27 protein-coding genes, 2 tRNA genes and 1 pseudogene are annotated in these 23832 nt (G+C 54.3%); 11 read left to right on the top strand and 19 right to left on the bottom strand.

The window, feature by feature from the left end; all coding sequences use genetic code 11:
- Positions 1 to 18 precede the first annotated feature (18 nt).
- The gene (locus C5523_RS09650) at positions 19 to 930 is read left to right on the top strand and encodes a carbohydrate ABC transporter permease (RefSeq protein WP_071196350.1); all 912 of its coding nucleotides are present in this window, start codon (positions 19 to 21) and stop codon (positions 928 to 930) included.
- Positions 931 to 996: 66 nt separating this feature from the next.
- Here the strand turns inward: C5523_RS09650 and C5523_RS09645 are convergent.
- From C5523_RS09645 to C5523_RS27980, 3 genes are all read right to left on the bottom strand, one after another.
- Positions 997 to 1072 (bottom strand) — tRNA-Asn (locus tag C5523_RS09645).
- Between the two features lie 111 nt (positions 1073 to 1183).
- Positions 1184 to 2617, bottom strand: coding sequence for an EmmdR/YeeO family multidrug/toxin efflux MATE transporter (locus tag C5523_RS09640; protein WP_107224097.1), 1434 nt, complete (start codon positions 2615 to 2617; stop codon positions 1184 to 1186).
- An 88-nt stretch (positions 2618 to 2705) separates the two neighbouring features.
- Positions 2706 to 2798, bottom strand: coding sequence for a DUF5951 family protein (locus C5523_RS27980; protein ID WP_222556193.1), 93 nt, complete (start codon positions 2796 to 2798; stop codon positions 2706 to 2708).
- A 6-nt stretch (positions 2799 to 2804) separates the two neighbouring features.
- Between C5523_RS27980 and C5523_RS09635 the strand changes: the two genes are divergently transcribed.
- Positions 2805 to 2880: transfer RNA gene (locus tag C5523_RS09635), tRNA-Asn, on the top strand.
- 137 nt (positions 2881 to 3017) lie between these two features.
- Here C5523_RS09635 and C5523_RS09630 read toward each other — a convergent pair.
- The 3 genes from C5523_RS09630 to C5523_RS09620 all read right to left on the bottom strand — a co-directional run bounded on the left by C5523_RS09630 (position 3018) and on the right by C5523_RS09620 (position 4944).
- The gene (locus C5523_RS09630; protein ID WP_107224096.1) at positions 3018 to 3350 is read right to left on the bottom strand and encodes a type II toxin-antitoxin system PemK/MazF family toxin; all 333 of its coding nucleotides are present in this window, start codon (positions 3348 to 3350) and stop codon (positions 3018 to 3020) included.
- The gene (locus C5523_RS09625) at positions 3351 to 3608 is read right to left on the bottom strand and encodes an antitoxin (RefSeq protein ID WP_108701019.1); all 258 of its coding nucleotides are present in this window, start codon (positions 3606 to 3608) and stop codon (positions 3351 to 3353) included.
- 424 nt (positions 3609 to 4032) lie between these two features.
- Positions 4033 to 4944 (bottom strand): LysR family transcriptional regulator, encoded by a 912-nt coding sequence (locus C5523_RS09620; protein WP_108701018.1) that lies wholly within the window; start codon positions 4942 to 4944, stop codon positions 4033 to 4035.
- Positions 4945 to 5044: 100 nt separating this feature from the next.
- Between C5523_RS09620 and C5523_RS09615 the strand changes: the two genes are divergently transcribed.
- The 4 genes from C5523_RS09615 to C5523_RS09595 all read left to right on the top strand — a co-directional run bounded on the left by C5523_RS09615 (position 5045) and on the right by C5523_RS09595 (position 8003).
- Positions 5045 to 6154 carry an alkene reductase gene (locus tag C5523_RS09615; protein ID WP_108701017.1) on the top strand — a complete coding sequence of 370 codons (1110 nt, stop codon included), beginning with the start codon at positions 5045 to 5047 and terminating at the stop codon, positions 6152 to 6154.
- A gap of 299 nt (positions 6155 to 6453) precedes the next feature.
- Positions 6454 to 6993, top strand: coding sequence for an ester cyclase (locus tag C5523_RS09605; protein ID WP_079496546.1), 540 nt, complete (start codon positions 6454 to 6456; stop codon positions 6991 to 6993).
- A gap of 257 nt (positions 6994 to 7250) precedes the next feature.
- Positions 7251 to 7541 (top strand): DUF3601 domain-containing protein, encoded by a 291-nt coding sequence (locus tag C5523_RS09600; RefSeq protein ID WP_041851876.1) that lies wholly within the window; start codon positions 7251 to 7253, stop codon positions 7539 to 7541.
- A gap of 126 nt (positions 7542 to 7667) precedes the next feature.
- Complete coding sequence (locus C5523_RS09595) at positions 7668 to 8003, top strand: gamma-glutamylcyclotransferase family protein (RefSeq protein ID WP_041851877.1); 336 nt, start codon at positions 7668 to 7670, stop codon at positions 8001 to 8003.
- Positions 8004 to 8056: 53 nt separating this feature from the next.
- Here C5523_RS09595 and C5523_RS09590 read toward each other — a convergent pair whose 3' ends face one another.
- Together C5523_RS09590 and C5523_RS09585 are read right to left on the bottom strand one after the other, a co-directional pair.
- On the bottom strand, positions 8057 to 9082 hold the full coding sequence (locus C5523_RS09590) for an LLM class flavin-dependent oxidoreductase (RefSeq protein WP_108701016.1): 1026 nt from the start codon (positions 9080 to 9082) through the stop codon (positions 8057 to 8059).
- Positions 9083 to 9230: 148 nt separating this feature from the next.
- Positions 9231 to 10115: a LysR substrate-binding domain-containing protein gene (locus tag C5523_RS09585; RefSeq protein WP_108701015.1), complete on the bottom strand. Its 885-nt coding sequence runs from the start codon at positions 10113 to 10115 to the stop codon at positions 9231 to 9233.
- Between the two features lie 100 nt (positions 10116 to 10215).
- Here C5523_RS09585 and C5523_RS09580 point away from each other — a divergent pair, with 100 nt between their 5' ends.
- From C5523_RS09580 to C5523_RS09565, 4 genes are all read left to right on the top strand, one after another.
- Positions 10216 to 10518: a carboxymuconolactone decarboxylase family protein gene (locus C5523_RS09580; protein ID WP_041852041.1), complete on the top strand. Its 303-nt coding sequence runs from the start codon at positions 10216 to 10218 to the stop codon at positions 10516 to 10518.
- A gap of 4 nt (positions 10519 to 10522) precedes the next feature.
- Positions 10523 to 10909: a tautomerase family protein gene (locus C5523_RS09575; RefSeq protein WP_041851880.1), complete on the top strand. Its 387-nt coding sequence runs from the start codon at positions 10523 to 10525 to the stop codon at positions 10907 to 10909.
- A complete protein-coding gene (locus C5523_RS09570) occupies positions 10909 to 11409 on the top strand; it encodes a DUF4865 family protein (protein ID WP_108701014.1) in 501 nt (166 codons plus the stop codon). The genes C5523_RS09575 and C5523_RS09570 overlap by 1 nt, the downstream gene beginning before the upstream one ends.
- Before the next feature lie 166 nt (positions 11410 to 11575).
- Positions 11576 to 12988: a hypothetical protein gene (locus tag C5523_RS09565; protein WP_108701013.1), complete on the top strand. Its 1413-nt coding sequence runs from the start codon at positions 11576 to 11578 to the stop codon at positions 12986 to 12988.
- A gap of 190 nt (positions 12989 to 13178) precedes the next feature.
- Here C5523_RS09565 and C5523_RS27665 read toward each other — a convergent pair.
- From C5523_RS27665 to fusA, 3 genes and pseudogenes are all read right to left on the bottom strand, one after another.
- A pseudogene (locus tag C5523_RS27665) lies at positions 13179 to 13547 on the bottom strand (transposase domain-containing protein); the annotation flags it as partial.
- Positions 13548 to 13584: 37 nt separating this feature from the next.
- Complete coding sequence (tnpA, locus tag C5523_RS09560; protein ID WP_108701012.1) at positions 13585 to 14022, bottom strand: IS200/IS605 family transposase; 438 nt, start codon at positions 14020 to 14022, stop codon at positions 13585 to 13587.
- 160 nt (positions 14023 to 14182) lie between these two features.
- Positions 14183 to 16285 carry an elongation factor G gene (gene fusA / locus C5523_RS09555; RefSeq protein WP_041851882.1) on the bottom strand — a complete coding sequence of 701 codons (2103 nt, stop codon included), beginning with the start codon at positions 16283 to 16285 and terminating at the stop codon, positions 14183 to 14185.
- A gap of 241 nt (positions 16286 to 16526) precedes the next feature.
- On the opposite strand from fusA, the gene C5523_RS09550 reads away from it, so the two are divergent.
- Entirely contained in the window at positions 16527 to 16838 is a 312-nt protein-coding gene (locus tag C5523_RS09550) for a helix-turn-helix transcriptional regulator (protein ID WP_041851883.1), read from the top strand.
- Between the two features lie 41 nt (positions 16839 to 16879).
- Here the strand turns inward: C5523_RS09550 and C5523_RS09545 are convergent, their stop codons facing one another.
- The 8 genes from C5523_RS09545 to C5523_RS09510 form a co-directional block, all read right to left on the bottom strand.
- Entirely contained in the window at positions 16880 to 18055 is a 1176-nt protein-coding gene (locus C5523_RS09545; RefSeq protein WP_108701011.1) for an IS4 family transposase, read from the bottom strand.
- A gap of 123 nt (positions 18056 to 18178) precedes the next feature.
- Entirely contained in the window at positions 18179 to 19237 is a 1059-nt protein-coding gene (gene cobT, locus C5523_RS09540) for a nicotinate-nucleotide--dimethylbenzimidazole phosphoribosyltransferase (protein WP_108701010.1), read from the bottom strand.
- Positions 19238 to 19266: 29 nt separating this feature from the next.
- Positions 19267 to 20007 (bottom strand): adenosylcobinamide-GDP ribazoletransferase, encoded by a 741-nt coding sequence (gene cobS / locus C5523_RS09535; protein WP_041851885.1) that lies wholly within the window; start codon positions 20005 to 20007, stop codon positions 19267 to 19269.
- Complete coding sequence (gene cobU, locus C5523_RS09530) at positions 20004 to 20549, bottom strand: bifunctional adenosylcobinamide kinase/adenosylcobinamide-phosphate guanylyltransferase (protein WP_108701009.1); 546 nt, start codon at positions 20547 to 20549, stop codon at positions 20004 to 20006. Before cobU ends, cobS begins: the two co-directional genes overlap by 4 nt.
- Positions 20543 to 22066: a cobyric acid synthase gene (locus tag C5523_RS09525; protein ID WP_108701008.1), complete on the bottom strand. Its 1524-nt coding sequence runs from the start codon at positions 22064 to 22066 to the stop codon at positions 20543 to 20545. Before C5523_RS09525 ends, cobU begins: the two co-directional genes overlap by 7 nt.
- Positions 22063 to 22878: an energy-coupling factor ABC transporter ATP-binding protein gene (locus tag C5523_RS09520; RefSeq protein ID WP_071196335.1), complete on the bottom strand. Its 816-nt coding sequence runs from the start codon at positions 22876 to 22878 to the stop codon at positions 22063 to 22065. The genes C5523_RS09525 and C5523_RS09520 overlap by 4 nt, the downstream gene beginning before the upstream one ends.
- Positions 22879 to 22886: 8 nt before the next feature.
- Positions 22887 to 23567, bottom strand: a complete 681-nt coding sequence (locus tag C5523_RS09515; protein ID WP_071196393.1) for an energy-coupling factor ABC transporter transmembrane protein — start codon at positions 23565 to 23567, stop codon at positions 22887 to 22889.
- Complete coding sequence (locus C5523_RS09510; RefSeq protein WP_041851889.1) at positions 23551 to 23832, bottom strand: energy-coupling factor ABC transporter substrate-binding protein; 282 nt, start codon at positions 23830 to 23832, stop codon at positions 23551 to 23553. The genes C5523_RS09515 and C5523_RS09510 overlap by 17 nt, the downstream gene beginning before the upstream one ends.

Below are 23832 nucleotides of genomic sequence, written 5' to 3'. Positions count from 1 at the left end.
GACAAAGGGGGCCGGCAGATGGCTTTAGCTGAGGAATTTAGCGTGAAACCGAAGTACCGTTTAACAATAGACAGATTCCGGGTGACAGGCTGGGCATTCGCTCTGCCTGGGTTGCTGGCTCTGGCGATTGTGCTCGGCTTCCCTGTTATCTATTCCGTTGTACTGGCTTTTTCGTCCTATACGCTGATGCATGCGGAGCTCTTCCCTTATGCAGGGCTGGACAATTTTATCAGCGTGCTGAGCAGCGATACCTTCTGGCACTCTGCCTGGCTGACTATCCGTTACTCATTATTGACGGTAACCGGTGAGTTTATTGTCGGGCTGGGTATCGCCCTGATGCTAAACCGGGTGGTGAAAACCCGCCCGGTCTATTTCGCGTTACTGACCATCCCGATGGCTATGTCGCCGGTGAGCGTGGCGCTGATCTGGCGTATGTTGCTGCAGCCGAACCTTGGGATTATCAACCATATGCTGCAAAGCGTTGGCCTGCCGGGCGTCGACTGGTTGGGTAACCCTACGCTGGCGTTCTGGAGCATGGTGTTTATTGATGTCTGGCAGCAGATGTCATTCGTGGTGCTGATCCTCGCTGCGGGGCTGGCGTCGCTGCCTAAAGACCCGTACGAGGCGGCCGAAATTGACGGTGCAAATAGCTTGCAGCAGTTCTGGTATATCACCCTGCCGATGCTGCGCCCGGTTTCGGCAATTGCGATTGTGATTCAGTTAATTAACGAACTTCGCACCTACGACCTGCCCTATATCCTGACCCGTGGCGGGCCGGGGAATGCCACCGAAGTGCTGAGCTTCTTTGCCTATCGCCGGGCGTTTCTGGGACTGTCGCTCAACGAAGGGGCCGCCGCCGCGCTGATTTTGCTGTTAATTGTGCTGGCGATGACCATCGTCTATTTCGTGCTGCTGGAACGGCGCAGATAAACGCGAAGTGGAGGAAGCCGGAAAAGCAAAAACCCGCTTAAGTTGCCTTAAGCGGGTTTTCAAATTTGGCTCCTCTGACTGGACTCGAACCAGTGACATACGGATTAACAGTCCGCCGTTCTACCGACTGAACTACAGAGGAATCGTGTGAACGAGGCGCATATTAACGAGGCCTCCAGCCCTTGTCAAAGGCTGTTTTCACAAAAATGTCCGTTTGCCGATTTATTCTCCACTCTGCGGGAAAATGAAGCGGTTACGTGTGATCTCGCGGTACTTTTGGATATTTCCACAGCCAACGGCCGCTCACCATTCGCCAGTAAAAGAGCGCGCCTCGCACCGCCCAGTCGAGCACCATCCCAAGCCAAACGCCGACGACGCCCATACCGAGCATAATCCCGAGCGTATAGCCCGCTACCACGCGACAACCCCACATACCGAGCATCGACACCCACATGGCGAAACGGGCATCGCGCGCCCCTTTCTGCCCCGCAGGCAGCACCCAGGAAGCGGCCCAGATCGGCATAAACGCGGCGTTCAGCCAGAGAAGCGTCTTGACCACCTCTTTTACATCTTCTTCATGGGTATAGAACGACGCCAGCAGCCCGGCGAACGGCGCCGTGCCCCACGCAATAAGCGTCAATATAATGGTCGACAGCCAGAACACGTGGCGTAGCTGTCGTTCGGCCTGGCTGCGTTGCCCCTTGCCCAGTCGCTTACCGGTAATGATGGTCGACGCCGAGCCCAGGGCGTTACCGGGCAAGTTAATCAGCGCGGCGACGGAGAAGGCAATAAAGTTACCGGCGATAACGTTGGTCCCCATCCCGGCGACAAACATTTGTGTCAGCAATTTCCCGCCGTTAAACAGCACCGACTCGATACTCGCCGGAATACCAATCCCCATCACTTCCCAGATAATGGCGAAGTTCAGCGGCTTGAAATAGCTTTTCAGCGGGATGCGCAGCGCCGGGTTAAAGCCAATCATCAGTACCCAAATAATGGCAATCGCGCCGATATAACGGGCAATAGTGAGCCCCAGCCCGGCACCGGCAAAACCCAGCCCCGGCCAGGAGAACGCGCCGTAAATCAGGATGCTACTGATAATGATGTTGAGGATGTTCATCCCGCCGTTTATCAACAGCGGAATCTTGGTGTTCCCGGCCCCACGCAGCGCGCCGCTACCGATGAGCGCAATAGCCGCCGCCGGATAACTCAGCACGGTGAGTTCCAGATAGGTCAGTGCCAGCGCTTTGACCTCCGGCGTGGCCGCCCCGGCGATAAAGTCGATGATTTGCGTGCCGAAGTAGTGAATAACCGCCGCCAGAATAATGGAGAACAGGGTCATGATCACCAGCGACTGCCGCGCTGCCGCCCTCGCCCGCTTTTTATCGAGCTTGCCGAGGCTGAATGCCACAACAACGGTGGTCCCGAGGTCAATCGCGGCGAAAAACGACATGATGACCATGTTAAAGCTGTCGGCCAGCCCCACTCCCGCCATGGCTTCTTTACCGAGCCAACTGACAAGGAAGGTACTGAGCACACCCATTAACAGGACGCAGGTGTTTTCGAGGAAGATAGGGATGGCGAGCGGCGTGATTTCGCGCCAGAACAGGACCTTGTAGCTCTTGCGTTTGGCGTACCATGGCGTGCGCATGATAGCCTGGCGTATCGGGGCGACGACGTTCAAAATTGACCTTAGTGAGAAAGATGAAACTTCATTTCAAATGATGGGGTAGAATTCGTGATCCTGCAAAGCATTTCCAAAAAATTGTTGTTAATTACAGCAAACTGCCGTGATTTGCGGCAGTTGCACAAAACCGCCTGAAATCAGGTTTGACAAAAGTTTTTTCGCCGCTAAGATACGACTCCACACCGATTCCTCTGTAGTTCAGTCGGTAGAACGGCGGACTGTTAATCCGTATGTCACTGGTTCGAGTCCAGTCAGAGGAGCCAAATTTAAGAAGCCTGCTTTCGAGCAGGCTTTTTGCTTTTTTGGTCCCTGATATTTCTTCTGTACCGAGCGTCGGGCTTTTGGCATTTCGCTTCGATGATGTAACGCTCAGCAAACTTCCCTGCCTTGCCGCAAAATCTCAACTCAGAATGGCTTCCAGTCGGGCCAGCACTTCATTCACGACAGCATCGGGTATACGTTCCAGACGCTTGCCATTTCGGGCGTCCATATCAATGGTTCTGGGCTGATCGCAGCGAATCACACCCGTGGTTTTCGTTCCCGCACCGTCCAGTGAGACGGCAAAACCCGCCGCTCGGGCAAAGTTTCCGCCACTGGTGACCGGAACAACAACGGGCAAACGGGTGAGTGCATTAAATGACGCGGGAGAAACGATAAGCACTGGACGTTTTCCGCTTTGTTCATGCCCGGTGGTCGGATCCAGTGAAACGAGCCAGATTTCCCCTCTGTCCATTTACAGAAGCTCCTTGCCCGCCGCAGGCGCATCAATCCATTGCCGATCCTCTTCGCTGATTTCGGCGTGCGGATCACACTGCGCCAGCAATTCCTCAAGCGAGTAATGTGGCCGTTTCTGGGGTTCAATAATCAGGCAACCATTCTCAATGGTCATACCCACTTCGCTATCCGTCGACAGCCCCAGGGTTTTCAATACGGTAGGAGGAACCGCCAGCATGACGGATCCTCCAACCTTTTTAAGGCGAGCGATATACATAGAACACCTCCAAATATTATATTTTAATATAACATCAGAGGCTGCATGTGTGCAATTTTTAGTCAAATTCATGGTGGCTGGTGTCCTTACCCTTGCGAAGCCCGATAATCCATAGCGTGATCGTTGCGGCTGTTTTCAAAGACAGCAGCGTTGCCGATAAGAAAAGGCAATCTCCCCGTTTTTATCACGTCATAGAGCATGTCGTTCACGCAGTATTGCGGCGCACATTAAACATGTCCGATAGTAGAAAATGGGTTATACGGTTCAAAGGATTTTGACGAATTAGATAATCAAATTGCGGCGCAGTTTCCATATCCGGGCTGCACCGGAGAGATATCAGCGATAGCGTGAAGTCCAGATTTTTTCGGGCGCATATCACTAACGCAACGGCGTACAAAAAAAACGAGCAGCAGGTCATAGACTTCTACTCATTTTCCAGCCAGTCAATGAAGAACTGAGTGAAGGCGGTAACCGGCAGCGGCTGCAGCCGTCGCTGCGGATAGACAAATTGCAGGCCGACATTTTTTTTATCAAAACGGCTAAAGCCAATGAAACTTTCCGCAAACAGCAGTTGCAGCCTGCCCTGCTCCACATCACGCTTTACATCCCACCATGATTTGCTGGCAATACCCGCATCAGCCAATACCCACTGGCGGAGTAGCGCACCATCGTCGCATACCATGGCTGGGGTAAAACGTAATGCGCTCTGTTTACCATCATGCTCAAAACGCCATTCGTTCATAACCATGCCACGCAGCTCCAGGGCCAGGCATCGGTGGCGGTGTAAGTCCTCAATGGTATTGGGTGTGCCTGCCGCCCGGAGATAATTGGCTGAGGCGACCAGTACCCTATGATTCGGGCGGATATTTCTGACGACCAGGCTGCTGTCTGGCAGGTTTCCGAAGCGAATGCTCATATCCAGACGGTTGGCGACCAGATCTTCGACATTTTCGCCCAGGTACACCGAGCATTTCACTGCCGGATGCTGGCGGGAAAAATCGAGCAGCGCCGGGCTGAGGTACTGTCGGCCAAAATCAGAGGGGGCCGAAATGCGGATATTACCGCTGAGCACCCCTTCTTTTTGGGTAAGCAGCGACTCCGCGTGGCTCATTTCCTCCAGTACACGTAGTGCAGCGTGATAGAACTCCTCACCGGCACGGGTCATCGTAATGGCGCGGGTGGAACGGTGGAATAGCCGGGTCTGATAACGCTCTTCAATCGCCTTTAGTCTGGCGGTCATGGTGGCCGCTGAGAGCCCCATACGGCGACCAGCGGCTGAAAGCCCGCCAGCCTCCACCACTGCAACCAGCAGTGCCATATCTTCGAGCTTTCCCATTATTCAGAAATCCTGAAAAGACAATCATATTTTAATGCCATTATCAAAATATCTCTCGCCACGTAAAGTATTTTCACAGATACATTACGGGGGACAGAAAATGCAAAATCGGACACTTTTTGACAGCTACCACTTAAAGGCTCTGAGCCTGAAAAACCGGATCGTAATGGCACCAATGACCCGGGCGCGGGCGTTACAGCCGGGAAACATTCCTTCCGCATTAATGGCGGCGTATTACCAGCAGCGCGCCAGCGCGGGTTTGATCATTACAGAAGCCACGCAGATTTCACCTCAGGGCCAGGGATATTCATGGACGCCAGGTCTGCACTCCGCTGAACAAGTTGAAGGATGGCGATTGAGCACAGAAGCCGTTCACCGTGCCGGAGGGATTATCTTTTCCCAGCTCTGGCACGTTGGGCGCATGTCATATGCGGATATCCATGAGGATGGTAAACCTGTCGCGCCGTCTGCACTCGCGCCCGATGCTCAGGTATGGGTTGTTGATGAGCAGGGGAAAGGACATATGGTTGACTGCCCGCAGCCGCGGGCACTTGAGCATACCGATATTCAGCAGATTATTGCTGATTATCGGCAGGCCGCATTAAACGCCATTAACGCCGGATTTGATGGTGTTGAGGTACATGGCGGTAATGGTTACCTGATCGATCAGTTTCTTCGCCGGACATCGAACAAACGTACCGATGAGTACGGCGGCAGCCTGGCTAACCGGATCCGTTTTGCGCAGGAGGTGCTGGATGCCATCAGCGACGCCATCGGCAATACGCGCACGGGCATACGCCTTTCCCCATTCATCACCCAGCGCGGAATGAACGACCCACAGGTGACTGAGGCGATCCTCGCGCTGGCTGCATGGTGTGAAAAGAAAGGTATTGCCTATATCCATCTGGCAGAGGCTGACTGGGACGATGCCCCACAGGTACCTGCTGATTTTCGTGAAACTTTACGCGCCACCTTTAGCGGTACCCTTATTGTCGCTGGAAATTATACCCTGAACAAAGTGGACAAACTCCTTAAGGCGGGGCTGGCCGACCTGTTTGCCTTTGGCCGTCCGTTCATTGCCAACCCTGACCTGCCGTACCGGCTCAGGAATAACCTTCCATTAGCGACCATAAGCGATCCCGCCACGCTTTTTGGTGGAAACAGCGCAGGCTATACCGATTACACATTTTATAAAACTGACGAGACGTAACAGGATGGTGAAAAAAACAGTAATCATCGGCGGAGCTTCCGGCATTGGCTTTGCCGTAGCTGGCGCTCTCTCTGAACAGGGAGAAAGCCTAATCCTTGCAGGACGGGACAGCAGAAAGCGGATGCAGGCCAGGGACATCGCAAAAGCTATCTGTTTGTTATGGACAATCCGTTTGTCACCGGAACCCTACTGGATATCGAAGGCGGCGCGCTGATTAACTCATCCTGACGTTACACCCACAGGCGGCTGAAATGCGCCCGAGTCACCTGTTTCCCTTAGGCAACAAAAAGGACATTCTTATGAAAAAGTTGACGCTTTATCCTCAACGACTGGCGGCACTTATGCTTCTACCCATGGCCAGCGCTGTGTTTTCTGCACCGCTTGAACTGGTAAAACCCCATGAATTGATTGCGGAAAGCCAGTTATCTTCCGCACACGTGGCGATGCTTGAAACTGTCGCGAGACGTTACGCAACATTCTGGAATACGGGCGATGAAGCCCTGGCCCGTGAGGCATTGGCCGATAATTTTGTCGATAAGACACCGCCCGAGGGACGCAAACAGGGACCAGAAGGCGCGCTTCTGGCCTCACGTGCCTTCCGTACCGCCGTCCCGGATCTGAGTTGCGAGGTTGAGCAGATGATCATTGCAGGCGATCGCGTGGTATCGCACCTTCATTTTCGCGGGCATTTCACGGGAACCTTCGGCAAATTGAAAGGTACAGGCCAGAAGGTTGATTTTATCGCGACGGATATCTATCAGGTCAGGAACAATAAAATTATTGCGAACTGGCATCTTGAAGATAACCTGACCCTGATGAAACAACTGGGCGTGTTATAAAATGGCTGCCCGGAGCGGTGATATTGTCAGGCATTTTGGCAAGGGTTGAAATATTTCAATATCCGTCCCTGGCATCTGCACGCCGACACCGCGCAAGATGGCGATAAATAAGGGGCAGAGGTGCACGCTCTGCTCAATTCTTCGCTCCCAGCTAACGTCCAGACATTTTGCGCATACAACCTATTATTCGACCTCGCCGATGATCATTCCTCTCTTCTCGCCTATTATTGCCAACGTCAAGCAAAGGAACCCACCACATGGACACCCGCCAGCTCAAACAAGCCTACGCACACCTCGTTGCCGGTAAATATTATAAGGTGGCGAAAACCTTCGTCGATTACGACGGAGTCACCCGTTTTGAAGGTGAAGTCTGGAAGTTTGTTGGTTCCAGTTTTTTGGCGTATGAAAGTGGGCTGTCGCTGTTTTTCAAAATCAAAGGAAAGGTCGTGCAGGTGAGATTACAGGCTATCCCGGAAGAACAAAGCCATATCACTGAACATCTCGACCAGTATTTTGTTGAACATAACCCGAGGTGGCAGTTCTGGTGATACGTCGCGCCGCAGAGTGATAATAAAACGCGATGAAGAACGGGTTGCGACGCACGTGATAACCTCTTATTTTGAAGACATTTCTTCCCCATTGAGGGGCAATATTGCGTCAGCTAACGAGGGAAAATGGAACGCTTGTTTGTCTACGGGACACTACGTCCGGGTCACTCTAATGCTTATATTCTGGAAAACATTGGTGGTGAATGGCTGCCGGGTTATGTGACGGGCACGTTTTATGAACGCGGCTGGGGTGCAGCAGCGGATTTTCCGGGGATTGTGTTACACAAAAACGGGCCGCAGGTTCAGGGTTACCTGTTTACCTCGGATAATCTTGAGGCGCACTGGCCAATGCTGGATGAATTTGAAGATGGCTACGATCGCGTTGAGGTTGACGTCATCACCACAAATGGTGAGCAGCTCAGCGCATGGATTTATCAGCTACAACCGCAAACGCAGCCGTAAGCGATGTGAATGTAACGCCTCGCCTGTTTGCACAGTGCGAGGCGTTATTGCTTTTAATCGCGCCAGCCCATCGCCGGTGCAACATGTTTCAGAATGGACTCAATCACATGCACGTTGTACTCCACGCCCAGTTGATTCGGCACCGTCAGCAATAAGGTGTCCGCTTCGGCAATCGCCTCATCCTTTTTCAACTGCTCAACAAGCTTGTCCGGCTCGGCGGCAAAGCTGCGCCCGAAAATCGCGCGGGTTTTCTCGTCGAGGAAACCGACTTTATCGCTGTCATCACGGCCTGAGCCGAAATACATCCGGTCCCGATCGTTCATCAGGGCAAAAATACTGCGGCTGACCGAAACGCGTGGCGTACGGGTGTGCCCCGCTTCCGCCCAGGCTTCTCGATAGGCGCGGATCTGTTTTGCCTGCTGAATGTGGAACGGCTCGCCGGTTTCATCATCTTTCAACGTCGAGCTTTGCAGGTTCATCCCCAGCTTCGCCGCCCATACTGCGGTGGCGTTAGAGCCTGCACCCCACCAGATACGCTCACGCAACCCGTCGGAAAAAGGCTCAGGACGCAGCAAGCCCGGCGGGTTCGGGAACATCGGCTGCGGATTGGGTTTCGCGAAACCTTCACCGCGCAGCACATCCAGCAGCACTTCGGTGTGCCGACGCGCCATATCTGACTCGTTTTCCCCCTCAGACGGGACGTAGCCAAAGTAGCGCCAGCCATCAATAACCTGCTCCGGGGAGCCACGGCTGATGCCCAGTTGCAAACGCCCACCGGAGATCAAATCGGCCGCACCCGCGTCTTCTGCCATATAGAGCGGGTTCTCATAGCGCATGTCGATAACGCCCGTGCCAATTTCAATGTTGCTCGTTTTCGCCCCAATTGCCGCCAGCAGCGGGAACGGCGAGCTTAACTGGCGCGCAAAATGGTGCACCCTGAAATAAGCGCCATCGGCTCCCAGTTCTTCGGCGGCAACCGCCAGATCGATGGATTGCAGCAGCGCGTCAGCGGCCGAACGGGTTCCCGACTGCGGCGACGGCGTCCAGTGACCAAATGACAAAAATCCAATCTTCTTCATGACGTGGGTCCTTATTCTCAGGGATATGTCGGCAGCAAATAACCTCACTGCCTTTGATGCTCACTACTCTACGCATTACCCGATGAGAATAAATATCGTTTGTTTAACATAATGCATCAAATTAATTGACTAACCTGCGGGAAACCGCTTATTTCACATTCAACAACGCCGCTTCCATCAGTTCCCCCAGCTTCGCTCGCGCACCGGTATCTGCCACATTCCCGTGCCCGTGCGCCAGCATAATCCCCAGATTGCCCGGCGATGGCAGCGTACTTCCCGCTACGCGAAGATGAGCGGGCATCCCGACACGCGTGCGTAGCGTGATGCCGAGCCCCGCCTGCACCGCCGCCCAGATACCGCTCAGACTGTGGCTGACAAACACCACGCGCCAGGGAATACCCACCCGATCCAGGCAGGCGATGGCGCGTGAGCGCATCAGGCACGGGTTGTCAAACATCACCAGCGGCAATGGCTCGCCCTGTGCCAGCAGCGCGCTAATATCCGTTTCCGGATGCTGTATCCACTCAAGCTGACACTGGCCAATAAGTTTCCCCTCGCGCGGGCTGTTTTCCGATTGCCACAGAAGTGCCATATCCAGGGCGTCGTCATCCAGCGCCGAGAGCAGCGCCTGATTGCGATCCACCCGGGCGATGATCCGCAGCCCCGGATGGTGGCGCCTGAACTCGCCCAGAATGCCGGGCATCAGCGATTCGCCAAAGTCTTCCTGCATACCAATACGGATCTCCCCCTGTAGCAGCTCGCCTTTCAATGCCCGCTGCGCCTCGTCATTGAGCGCCAGCAGACGACGGGCGTAGCCCATCAGGATCTCGCCATTGCGGGTTAATGCCAGGTGGCGGCCCTGCTTCACCACCAGTTCGGCATCGCACTGCTGTTCCAGCTTTTTAAGCTGTGCGCTTACCGCTGAGGTCGAGCGGCACAAGCGGCTTGCCGCCAGCGCAAAGCTGCCGCACTCAATGCCGGTTACAAAACTGCGCAGCGCGTCGAGGTCGAGCGTTAAGGGAAGTTTGTCCATTATCGTCCTGAAATACGGGATGGTGAATTGCATATAATTTGATTTTCAGGATGAAACTATGGCGCCAGAATCGCTTTACTGTCAATACGGAGAGAAAACCATGGCTAAGTCCCTCGATCGTGAAACCCTGGCCCGCGTTGCGCCGAAGCTGGCCGAACTGAGTCAGGACGTGCTGTTCAATGATATCTGGCAACGGGAGGCGCTTTCTCCACGCGAGCGCAGCCTGGTCACACTGGGTGCCCTGACGGCGCTGGGCCGCGTGCAGCAGCTTCCCTGGCATATCAATTTCGCACGGCAAAATGGCCTGAGCCGCGAAGAGTTGGCCGAAGCCTTCACCCACCTGGCGTTCTACGCGGGCTGGCCTGCGGCAGTATCTGCCCTCGGCTGTCTGGAAGAGGAGTAAGCGTATGCCCTTCACCCGTATCACTTTGCGCCAGGGGTATAGCGACGCGCAGATCACGCAGATTTCCGACATCCTGCAGCAGACGCTGGAGGACGAATTTTCCGTTCCGTCCGGTGACCGTTTTCAGGTATTTGAAGCGCTACCGGTCAACCAGCGCGTGTTTGACCGCCACTATAAAAGCGGCGGGCGCAGCGATAATTTCATTCAGTTTCATATTCTCGCGGGGAAACCCCGCACGCCTGAGCAGAAGCAAAATCTCTGCCGCGTACTCTGCCAACGGCTACAAAGCGCGCTGAATATTCACCCGGATGATGTGATGGTGATGATCCAGTTTAATACCGCCGACGAATGGAGTTTCAGCCAGGGTCGGTTGTTGTCGGAGGAGGCGTGATGATTGTGATGCAATACCGCTTTACTCTGCCTGCCGACTACGACATGGCGGTGATTGAGACGCGCATTCGGGAAAACGGCGCAAAGCTGGACGGCTTCCCTGGCCTGCTGGTTAAGGCGTATCTCTTTTCCCGGCGCGAGGACGCGCATTGCGCTGAGAATCGCTATGCGCCGCTGTATGTCTGGAGAAATCCCGAAGCGATGGCGCGTTTTTTACAGAGCTCCGGCTTTAAGAAGCTGACAGAGGATTTTGGCTGGCCGCAGATTGATACCTGGCTGGCGCTGCGTCTGCCCGATATTAATGAGGTGCGCAATGCCGCCTGGCTGTCGATGAGAAAGCAGCCAATTACTGCACACAGTAACCTGGCGACCCTGGCGCTGGAGGGGCAACTTTGCGCGTGGGATGTGAGCCGCTGGCAAGGGTTGCAGGCGGATCCTGGCGCTGCGCCGCAGGCGGATTGCGAGAATTACCGGGTTGGGTATGTGGCGGCAGGCGGATAAGCAAGGCGGCATATCAGTACAGTTATCGTCATGAATAGCGAGCCTTTCGGCCTTAGTTCGTCTCTTTGCCCTCGTATGTGTCTGTTACAATTTTATAATGTCTCAATTTCGCGCTCAGTCCCAGGGAGCGTCAATAAAATTAATCATCAGGAGATACAGGAAGCACATGGAATATTATCGCACCAAGACAATGCATCAATACTACCGGGATGTTTATACTGTTCAATTGAAAATATCAGAAACGGGTAACTTACCCTTGATGAAAATAATTGAGTTTACGTATCTCCGTTCCCTGGATTTATTCTCGCTTTATCAAAATATACTTTCTATTGACTCAGGCCTCCCGGAAAAGCATGACAAGGGTCTAAAGAAAATACTATTAGCCATTGGCATGTCGAATCTTGCATTAGATAATGTCTGGCATGGGCAACAGACCAAACTCCCACAAGATTATATTACTTCCATTAAAAATTGCATTTTTGCCGCACTGGAATACCACCCAAATCTCGAATATCTGGAAATAGCTATCAAAATATTATTTCGTGTGGGCGATATTGAAAGCGTTATTGAACTGGTAAGCAAAAACAGTGAACACTTGCTGCATTCTCCGGACATTCTCAAGATTATGTTGCTCATTTCGAACATTGAAGAGAATTATGAAGATGCTTTAGCGTTGGTAAAAATACTGATAGCGGACCCTGATCTAATTGGTGAAGACCCGTTAGCGCTGCTTATGACTGTGTCTACCATTTACAAGAACGGTGGTATTCCGGAAGACTATATCGACTTCAAAAGCTTATTTAACAACAACCTAACCATTCCTCAGGATGAATATATTATTGCCATACCACCAGCAAAAGCGAACGAAAATACTACCATTTTGGTTTGCTGTGACCCTGGGTATTACGAAAAACATGCTATTCATCTGATGCGTTCTATTTATCATACCAATAAGGGTGAATTAAATCTCCATTTCCATATCTATAATATAAACAATGATATCCTTACAGACATCAAAAAATATGCAAATAGATTCCCGGAATTGAATATTTCATGTACTTCAGAGGTTGTCGAACAAGACGAAAATAAAAAAACTGCTTACGCATCCAAGCGATTTATTTTCGCTGAGCATGCTCTAAAGTTATTGTCAACACCGGTGTTAATTGTCGATGCAGACAGTTTAATTCGTAAACCATGGAAAGAGATTAGTAATTGGGTTGAAGATAATGATCTATTGGTAAACAAACCTGAAGTGTCTCCCTTCTGGGAAAGTATTATCGGTGGATTCGTGTGGTTGGGTGGCAAAGAGCAGTCGACAAGTTATATCAAAAAAGTGTCCCTCTTTTTGCGCAGCAACTTTGCTCAGGGCAATTACCCATGGTTTATCGACCAGGTCGCATTAAGTGCCGTGATGCACGAAATGGAAAAAAAACAGCCAGTTCGCAGCATTCCTACTGAGTGGGTTTTTGATATCAGGCACAACGAGCAAAGTTTTGCCTGGTCTGTCACCACAATTAAAAAAGGGAATAAAAAATATGAAGCATATCAAGCATTTCTAGAGAAACAGTATCCTGCTTAAGCAACCCTACTACATAAAAACCTCAATAGCGTAACACCATTCCCTTAAGATGTTTTGAGCGTAAGGGATACAGATTTTTGTAATTCGAACGGCCCTTTCTTTGGGCTGTTTTCTCTTTCATAGCAGGATAACTGTGATTTCCTCCCTGAACACAGCGCCAGATTAAGCAGCAAAACGAGGGAATTTCTGATGTGCCATCAACTGTAAAGAGCCGCAGATCTTGCCAAAGGCCATTCTTATTCTCCTGTTGAGTCCAGGGCACAACCATCGACATGAACAGTTCATGAAACAGTTCACCGATGAGCCGGGCCATGGAACTGGCGGAGGAAACGGCCAAAGTACATGCCCACAATCAGCCATACCACAAGTTTTCAGGGGAACTTAAGTTTACGGATACTGGCCTTATTAGCGGAATCAAGCATTGATAAATCCGCTTAGGGGGAAAGGCATGCTGAAAACAGGAAAGTAAAGCGTGTTCAGCCCAGGTCTGCGTATCGTCAAGCCAGATCGAAAGCGTAAAAAACCACCTACATAGCAGGTGGCAATGATTTCGCCCCATAGGAGCGCACTAAGTCCAGACTCAGAGAGCCTTCCCTTCACACTTCTTTCAGTGGAAGCTGGCTCTCTTCAACTTCCTGTGTTTCCTGATACTTCACGTACTTTCTTATCATTTCTTCGTTTATACCTACGCTATCGACACAATAACCTCTTGCCCAAAAATGATTCCCCCACAGCTTGTTCTTACGCAAGTTGGGAAATTTACTGAACAATCGAAGGGCTGTTTTACCCTTTAAGTGCCCTATTACATGGGAAATCGAAAGCCGTGGAGGCACTTTTACCAGCAAATGGACATGGTCTATCTGGACATTCAGCTCCACTACTTCTATCCCGAGCTGCTCACTTGAAATCCTTATCTGCTTATAGACCTCTTTACCAACATTGTTCCTAAGGATGCGAAATCGGTACTTGGATGTCCATACGATATGATATTGACAACACCAGAGCGCATGAGATGCTTTCTGGAATCTACTCATGGTTAAATCCTTATCAGTTATCCCCATAACTGATAAGGATTTAACCATGAGTAGCATTACTGGCAGAGCCAACTTATTGCTGACCACCTCCATAGGAGGTGGTGTTCATGCAGGGATAAAAAACCCCGCCGGAGCGGGGTTTTGAGTTACAGCCAACAGGTTACGCTTTGGCGCGACTGGCAATGATATCGTCCGCCACATTGCGCGGGGCTTCCGCGTAATGGTGGAACTCCATGCTGTAGGTCGCGCGGCCCTGCGACATGGAACGCAGCGTGGTGGAGTAACCAAACATCTCCGCCAGCGGCACGTCAGCGCGGATAATCTGGCTACCGAAACGCTCTTCCATGCCCTGCACCATCCCGCGACGGGAAGAGAGATCGCCCATGATATTCCCGGCGTACTCTTCCGGCGTTTCCACTTCCACATGCATAATCGGCTCAAGGATCGCCGGGTCCGCTTTGCGCGCGCCATCTTTAAAACCGAAGATCGCCGCCATACGGAAGGCCATTTCCGAGGAGTCGACGTCGTGATACGAACCAAACGTCAGGGTCGCTTTTACGTCCACCACCGGATAACCCGCCAGCACGCCGTTGTTCATGGCTTCGCGCAGCCCTTTTTCCACAGACGGAATGTACTCGCGCGGCACCACGCCGCCTTTGGTAGCATCTTCAAACACGAAGCCACTGCCCGGTTCCAGCGGTTCAAGGCTCAGCACAACATGTCCGTACTGCCCTTTACCGCCTGACTGGCGCACAAATTTCCCTTCAATCTCTTTCACCGCTTTACGCAGGGTCTCGCGGTAAGTGACCTGCGGACGCCCGATATTCGCTTCCACGCCAAACTCACGTTTCATACGGTCGACGATAATTTCCAGGTGTAACTCACCCATCCCGGAAATAATGGTCTGCCCGGACTCTTCGTCAGTGTGCAGACGGAACGACGGGTCTTCAGACGCCAGGCGCTGTAAGGCGATACCCATTTTTTCCTGGTCCGCTTTGGTTTTCGGCTCAATCGCCAGCGAAATCACCGGTTCCGGAAACTCCATGCGCTCCAGGGTTATCACCGCATCCGGATCGCTCAGGGTGTCGCCGGTGGTCACATCTTTTAGCCCCACACAGGCGGCAATATCGCCCGCCCGCAGCTCGTCGACTTCATGGCGATCGTTGGCATGCATCTGCACGATACGACCAATACGCTCTTTTTTACCTTTAACCGGGTTCCATACCGCGTCGCCTTTTTTCAGCACGCCGGAATAGACACGGATAAAGGTCAGTTGACCCACGTACGGGTCGGTCATCAGTTTGAACGCCAGGGCCGAGAACGGCTCATCATCGTTCGGATGACGTTCCGCAGGCTGGCCTTTTTCGTCCACGCCCTGAATCGCCGGAATATCCAGCGGCGACGGCATCAGCTCAATCACTGCGTCGAGCATGCGCTGCACACCTTTGTTTTTAAAGGCGCTACCGCACAGCATCGGCTGGATTTCCCCGGCCACGGTGCGTTTACGCAGCCCGGCGATGATTTCCGCTTCGTCCAGATCGCCCGTTTCCAGATATTTGTCCATCAGCTCATCGCTGGCTTCGGCCGCCGCAGAGACCATTTTTTCACGCCACTCCTGGGCGGTGGCCAGCAAATCATCCGGCACAGGCGCATAGCTAAAGGTCATACCCTGTGTGGCGTCGTCCCAGACAATAGCGCGCATTTTGATGAGGTCCACCACGCCGGTGAAATGCTCTTCCGCACCGATAGGGATAACAATCGGCACCGGGTTCGCTTTCAGGCGGTCAATCATCATCTGCACCACGCGGAAGAAATCCGCGCCGGGGCGGTCCATTTTGTTGACGAACGCCAGGCGCGGCACATGGTATTTGTTGGCCTGCCGCCAGACGGTTTCCGACTGCGGTTGTACGCCGCCAACGGAGTCATAAACCATCACTGCGCCATCCAGTACACGCATGGAACGTTCCACTTCAATGGTGAAATCCACGTGCCCTGGGGTGTCGATGATATTGATGCGATGCGGCTCATAACCTCTGTCCATACCTGGCCAGAAGCAGCTTACCGCCGCGGACGTAATGGTAATCCCGCGCTCTTGCTCCTGTTCCATCCAGTCGGTTGTTGCCGCGCCATCGTGTACTTCACCCAGTTTGTGGCTCATCCCGGTGTAAAACAGGATGCGTTCTGTGGTTGTCGTTTTACCGGCATCGATGTGCGCGGAGATACCGATGTTGCGATAACGTTCGAGGGGGATGGGTCGGGGCATGATGCGTCCTTAGTCAGTTTGACAATAAATGGCCGATATGGCCGGTTAGGTTTCGCAAACTATAATAGTCCAATTGTACGAGTATTCTAGTACTATTTTTAAATTTTGCGCTATCATTGAGATTGTTAGTCCTGATGCATGGCGCATAGCCGTGCCTGTACGCATCGGGTATATTACCGGCCAGCCGCCGATACGGGCTGCTGCTCATGATGAGCAGAGCAACCGCCGACTCAGGAAAACTATGATTGCGAACCACCCCGATACCGAACAAATATTGCTGGAAAACGTCCTTTTTGCCCTTGGTAACCCTTTGCGTCTGGCGATGATCAAGCGGCTCGCCGATGGCAGTGAGTTGAGTTGCAATGCGTTGCGCCCGGAGGATGTGGCAAAGTCCACCATGACCCATCACTGGCGCGTGCTGCGCGACAGCGGCGTGGTCTGGCAGCGTCCGCAGGGGCGGGAAAATATGATTTCATTACGCAGGGAAGACCTGGACGCCCGTTTTCCTGGGCTGCTGGATACGTTGTTGCAGGTGATGCAGGCGGGAAGGTAAATCCCCTCTCCCCTAAGGCTGAGAGATCCCCAGTAATATGGTCAGTTCACCATGACCATATTACTGTACTCTTTACCTAACATTTTCAGTGCATTAGCGATATTCAGCCGCCTTAGTATTCCGGGCTCATGCCGCAGAACCTCAACCGCCAGCCTCACATAAGACAGGATCCTTTTGTCTTTTATACTGTTTGCCTGATAGCGCAGGTGGCGCTGCTTTTTCTCCGCCAGATACCCTGCCAGCCACATCACCAGACTCGCCATGGCCGCCACGACGCTCAGTACCGCCAGACGTCCATTGCCCTGGCTGCGGCTCAGCCTCAGTCCGAACCCGAAGCGCGGGCTTTTTTCATCCCGGAAGTTCTGCTCTATCTGCATCCGGCGACTGTACAGCGTCATTATCTGTGCTGGCTCCATACCTGCCACATTGCTGAACAGCAGCCACGGCTCCTGTGCGCTGCGACGATGCTCTCTCTGCGTTTTTGGCATCCCCCCTTTGCCGTGACGGCCTGCTCCCGGGCGTTTCTGCAGATAAAAGTGACCGTAACAGGGCGTGCGGGGTTTCCGGGCCAGGACGCCATAACCCACTCCTACCGGGTATTCGCCGGCATGAAGGTCGCTGATTTTCATCCAGCGTGTATCGCCGTCCATCCGGAAGCACACGAGCCCTCTGACCCGACCGACGAAGGACCAGCCCAGCAGACTGATGTGACGGAACCAGTCGGTGCGAAAGCCGGCATCGGTAATAATCGTGACCGCTTTTTCCGGCGGAACAGCCGCATGGAGGCGGTCGAGGAAGGCGCACTGTATCCTGCTGTTCTGGGCGAGTTCAGCCGGAACGACTTCGCTCATCAGCGGAAGTGAGCGGCCGTTACAGACCAGACTTGCGCGCAGCAGATGCCAGTTTTTATCAGGCCATCCGGTCCAGTCGACAGCAATAACGCAGAACGGCATGAGGGAGGTAATGGCACGGGTGAGCTGCATCTGGATACGGGGAAGGTCGCGGTGAAGGGCGGAGTTACCGAGGGCACGGTCGACCCGTTTGATTTTATTTTTGACGTGAGCGGAACCGGGAAGGGAGCGTCCGAGACTGGTCAGGGTGAGTTCAGCACCGTTGCAGAGCGCAACAGCCATGGAAGTGAGGACATTAATGCGGAAAGAATGAATCCCGCGTAAAGACGAGGAAAAGAATTTCTGGCACACTGTCTTTAAAGGCACGATGAGGTCTCTTCTGATTTGTTAGCGCAGCCAGTAGATCACACTTCATCGTGCCTTTCACTTTTTCTGGGGATTCCTCAGCCCCTAAGGGGAGGGGATCGTTCGAATCGTTCGAGCGGTTTGTTACTTCGTTTCGGGCAACACAATATTGCTGTTAGCCAGCGTTCCCATCTTGTTGTGCATGGCGCAGGCGGCATCCACCAGTTGCATGGCTAATGCCGCGCCGCTGCCCTCGCCCAGACGCATCCCCATATTGAGATACGGCTCCAGACCGAGGTTTTGCAGGGCGATACGCGTGCCTTTCTCCGCCGAAAGATGCGACGGGATCAGATAATCCTTCACTTTCGGCTCGATACGGCACGCCGCCAGCGCCGAGGCATAGGATAAGAACCCATCCAGCACCACCGGCAGGCCGCATGACGCGGCACCGATCATTACGCCAGTCATCCCCAGCAGGTCAAAACCACCGACTTTCGCCAGCACATCCAACCCATTGTTTGCATCAGGCTGGTTAACCTCAATGGCGCGACGCACCACCTGCGCTTTATGTCCAAGCTGCGACTCAGGCAAATTTGCGCCAATGCCCACAACCAACTCCGGCGCTTCCCCGGTCAGCACGCTGACAATCGCCGCCGCTGGTGTGGTGTTCGCCATACCCAGCTCGCCCACGCCAAAAAGCTGCACGCCATCAGCCGCCTGTTCGCGGGTATAGCGAATGGTTTCCAGCAGCAGTTCCTGCGCTTGCGCGGTACTCATTGCCGGCCCCTGGGCGATGTTATTACTGCCACGCGCGACTTTCATATTGATAACGCCGGGAATCGGATCGCTGTCGATACCGACATCCAGCACATGCACTTTCGCCCCGGCCTGCGCTGCCAGCACGCAAACACCGGTGGTGCCCTGCGTCATATTCGCCGCCTGAATAGCCGTCACCACTTGCGGTGAAATCGCCACCCCTTCGTGCCAGACGCCGTGGTCGGCGCACATCACGATAATGGCCTTCTTTCCGGACTGTGGTTTGCCGCCTAACCCCGGCATCCCGGCAAGCTGCACCGCCAGCGACTCCAGACGCCCCAGGCTTCCGGGCGGCTTGAGTAGCCCATCAATATGCTGTTGCGCCTGCGCCATCGCACCCTGATCGAGCGCGGGAATTGCTGCCAGTAACGAAGTCAGTGTTTGCATAGGAATTCTCAGTAGTGGTAAGGCGCCGCTCAAAGCAGCGCCAGAAGGAAGACCAGTTCACCCAGTTCAATGGCGGCACCCAGGGTGTCGCCCGTTTGCCCGCCCAGCGTGCGTTTAAGCATCAGGCCGAGCAGAAAAATCGCCAGCACGGTTATCAACACAGCCGTCAGGCCGCGTGCCCCTTCCAGCCCCACCGCCACCAGCAGCGCAAGCGCCAGCGTGATAACGGTCTGCGTGAAAGTGACCTTGCCGATAAACAAATTACCCAACCCCTCCTCGCGGGCGTAGCGATGACCATACATCATCACCACCGCGCAACCGCGCCCGGCGGCACAGGCCGCGGCCAACGCCGCCGGAACCGCAAGACCGCGCAAAGAGAGTTCGCTGATAACAAGGATTTTCGCCACCAGCACAAACACCAGCGCCAGCCCACCGTGGGTGCCCAGACGGCTGTCGCGCATGATTTCCAGCATCCGCTCGCGTGTGCGGGCAGAAAAGACGCCATCGCAGGTATCCGCTAAACCATCGAGATGAAAGCCGCCGGTCAGCAACGCCAGCGCCAAAACCGCAAAGAGGGCCGCCAGCGGCGCGCCGCACCAGGGCTGGAGCAGCATAAATACACCACCGCTGATACCGCCAAGTACTACGCCAACAAACGGAAAGGTGACAATACCACGCACGTAGTCCTGCACCTCCAGCCCCTGAACCAGGCGGGATGGCACTGGCAAACGGCTGATAAACGACAGCGTGGCAAAAAACAACCTGATCATTTGATTTTGACTCCGATCCCCGACACCACCAGCCAGACGTTATCCGCCGCCTGCGCCAGACGTTGATTCACCCGCCCGGCGATATCGCGAAAATGCCGCGCCAGACGGTTTTCCGGCACAATGCCCATTCCCACTTCGTTGGTCACCAGCACCACCGGCGCCGGGCAACGTTCACAGGCGGCGATTAACCGCTCGATCTCTTCCTGCACCTGCGCTTCAAGCAGCGCAAAGTCCCAGCCGTCCGGGTCGCTGTCGCCACCCTGCGCGAACAACAGATTGGTCACCATGGTGGTGATGCACTCCAGTAAAATGGCCTCGTCCGGGGAGTTGTTCGTAGTGATGATATCGGCCAGTCCCTGCCAGCGCTCTTCGGTGCGCCAGTGCGCCGGGCGGCTATCCCGATGGTGCTGAATGCGGGCCGCCATCTCCTCATCAAAGATTTGCGAAGTGGCGATGTAGAGAACCCCCTTCGCATTTGCCACCAGCGATTCAGCGTGGCGGCTTTTGCCGCTGCGCGCCCCACCCGTAACCAGCGTTAACATGCGCGTTCCTGATGTTGATGCATAATCTGATAGATCCTGTCGATGTCGATATTCTTGCGCATGGCATCTGCCAGCAGGTCAAACTGCTGCGCTTTGTAGTGGGCATAATCCACCGTACTGTCCAGAGGCGGCAAGCCTTTGCGCGCCCGCAACGTGTTAACCAACGTGCGGGTAAAATCATTGCTGTCAAAAAGCCCGTGCAGATAGGTGCCAAATACCAGCCCGTCTTCACTGACCGCACCATCGGCGATGCTCTGCCCCTCTTTTTCCAGCCACAACATCGGACGACACCCTTCATGCAGCGTGGTTTCACCCATATGGATTTCATAGCCGTGCAGGGGGAGATGCCCACAGCCCGCCAGCAGTCCGGGAAGTACGCCCTGCACGGAGGCCGTCACCAGGGTGGTGGTTTTGTTCTGCGCAAAATGAGTGACGGTATTGAGGAGCCCCAACCCCGGCAGCGTGCCCAGCCCTGATTCCACCTCATCGACAATGGTTTCGCCGAGCATCTGGTAACCACCACAGACCCCCAGTACGGGCACGCCCTGGCGATGCTGTTGTAAAACCGCCTGCGCCAGCCCGCTCTCCTGTAGCCAGGCAAGATCCCCCAGCGTGTTTTTGCTACCGGGGAGGATAATGAAATCGGTATTGTGCAGCTCTTGTGGCGAGCGAACATAGTGCACGCGCACGTCCGGTTGCGCGGCGAGGGCGTTAAAATCGGTGAAATTAGAGATGTGTGGCAGTTGCACCACGGCAATATCGATGGCCCGCTCGCCGGTGCGCAGGTATTTGCCACGCTGCAGCGCCACGCCGTCTTCGTCTTCTAAATCTACCTCCAGCCACGGCATCACCCCCAGCACTGGCACCCCGGTCAGGGCTTCAATCTGTTTAATGCCGGGGGTGAGCAGGGCCACGTCGCCGCGGAATTTATTAATGATGACCCCTTTTACGCGCCAGCGCTCATGTTCCTGCAACAGCGCAAGGGTGCCATAAATCGCAGCGAAAACGCCGCCCCTGTCGATATCTGCTACCAGCACCACCGGGCAGCCGGCCATCTCCGCCATGCCCATGTTGACGATATCGCGATCGCGCAGGTTAATCTCGGCCGGGCTGCCCGCCCCTTCCAGTACAATGGCGTCGTATTCACGACTCAGGCTCTGGTAGACGCTGATAATCTGCTCGCGCAGACGCGGTTTGTAGTCGTGATAGCTGACGGCGTCCATATCGCTCGCCACTTTGCCCATCAGCACCACCTGCGCTTTACGGTCGCTGGTGGGTTTGAGCAGAACCGGGTTCATGCGCACATCCGGCACAATCCCTGCTGCCTCTGCCTGAAAAATCTGCGCACGCCCCATCTCTTGCCCGTCCGGGGTGATACCCGAATTAAGCGCCATATTCTGCGATTTAAAGGGGGCGGTCTTTAATCCATCCTGATACAGGATGCGGCACAGCCCCGCCACCAGCACGCTTTTACCCACGTCTGATGCCGTGCCCTGGAGCATAATCGCCAGCGTCATGACGCCTCCTTAATGTACGTTTCCCGCATGCGGGTAAAGAATTCGGCTTCACTTTTACACAGCGGCATTCCCAGTTCGCTATGCAGTTTTACCAGCCAGGGCTGCGTTAACCCCGCCTGTTCGATCTGTGCTTTTTGGGCAAAAACCTCACCCGGCGAGCCGTACGCCAGCCTTTCGCCGCGGCGTAGAACATACACCGCATCGCAAATCTCATAAATCAAATCAATATCATGGCTGGAGATCACCACATGATTCCCCTGCGCCACAATCCGCTGAATGATCGCGATCATCTGGGTGCGCCCCGAGGGATCCAGCCCGGCGGTGGGTTCATCCAGCAGCAGATACTTCGCCTGTAAGACCAGCGCCCCGGCAATGGCGACGCGCTTTTTCTGCCCGTGGCTGAGGCACTGAATCGGCTGATGGCGAAAAGAGTGCGCATCCACCAGCGTCAGCGCATCATCGGTGCGTCGGGCAATCTCTGCTTCCGCCACGCCAATGTTGCGCAGGGCAAAGGCTATATCGCTGTCGATATCGGTATAGAAAATCTGCTGATCGGGATCCTGAAACACGGTAGCGACCTGCTGGCGCAGCGCAAGCAGCCCGCGTTTGCTGTAATCCAGCGGTTTTCCCTGCCACAGCACCGCGCCTTGTTGCGGACGTAAGATACCGCTCAGGTTCATAAACAGCGTCGATTTCCCGCAGCCGTTCGCCCCCACCAGCCCGGTGACCGGCTGGCGCGAAAAATCGAGCGTTAACCCTTTCAGAATGGGCTCTTCCTGATAACTGAACCACAGCCCCTCGGTCGCCAGCATGCCATTCCTTACAGGTGAAAATCACCCTGATAGAGTTTGATATCCAGCGTGGTTGCCATCTCTTTGTAGCGCAGCAACACGCGGGTAAATAAAAGCCCAACCAGCATCGCCAGCGAGCGGTAGCCCAGCGGCAAGGTTCGGTAACCAAAGCGCAGGGTTTGCGCCCGGTGAATGGCCGCGGCCTCTTCCAGCAGGATAAAGATAAACCGCCAGGTCAGCAGGATTTGCTCGGTCAGCAGACGCGGCACTCGCCCCTTTCTGAGTAACACAATGAGCTGCGGAAACGGCAGGTTCAGCACCAGCCAGAATGTGGCCGCCAGCGCCGCCAGGCTGCGCCAGAAGGTCGTACTGGCCATCGTCAGCCCTTCCGGCAAAACGCCCAGCCAGTAGCTTCCCAGTGGAATGCCCACCAACAAGTGCTGCGGCTGCTGGGTGATGCTAAACAATATTGTCACCACCCCCACCAGCAGAAAACTGATGGGGATCGCCATCCAGCGTAACCAGCGCCAGAACGAAATACGCACTAGCCAGCAGGTAAACGCCGCCAGCACAACCAGCAAAGCTCCCTGCCCGACCGGTGGCAGCGAAAACGCCAGGACCATCATCGCCAGCCAGAGAAAGAATTTGCGCTCCGGGGCAACAGTAAACCAGCGGCTCTGGTAGCTCAGCCGATCAAGCCCGTTCGTCAGCACGCTGTCTGCCTTTCATGTAACCCAGAATGTAGAAAATAACCGCCGCGCCCAGCGATCCTTGCAGGGTAAAGAGCAGGCTTTCAATTTCCCCGCTGGCGGGTTCATACAGCGGCTGGAACCAGGGTTTATAGTGTGGCGCAACGGCCTGAATCTGACTTTCCGCCTCGCCGTCTGAACCACCGTACTCGCCGCCGTGATTGATAAAAAACGGCAGAATCACCAGCGCGATAACCATCGCGAGCAAAATCAGTGTCTTTTTCAT

The organism is Phytobacter sp. SCO41 (genome assembly GCF_003073275.1).
In the GTDB taxonomy this organism is placed as follows: domain Bacteria; phylum Pseudomonadota; class Gammaproteobacteria; order Enterobacterales; family Enterobacteriaceae; genus Phytobacter; species Phytobacter diazotrophicus.
This window is presented reverse-complemented; position numbering and strand designations above follow the sequence as displayed.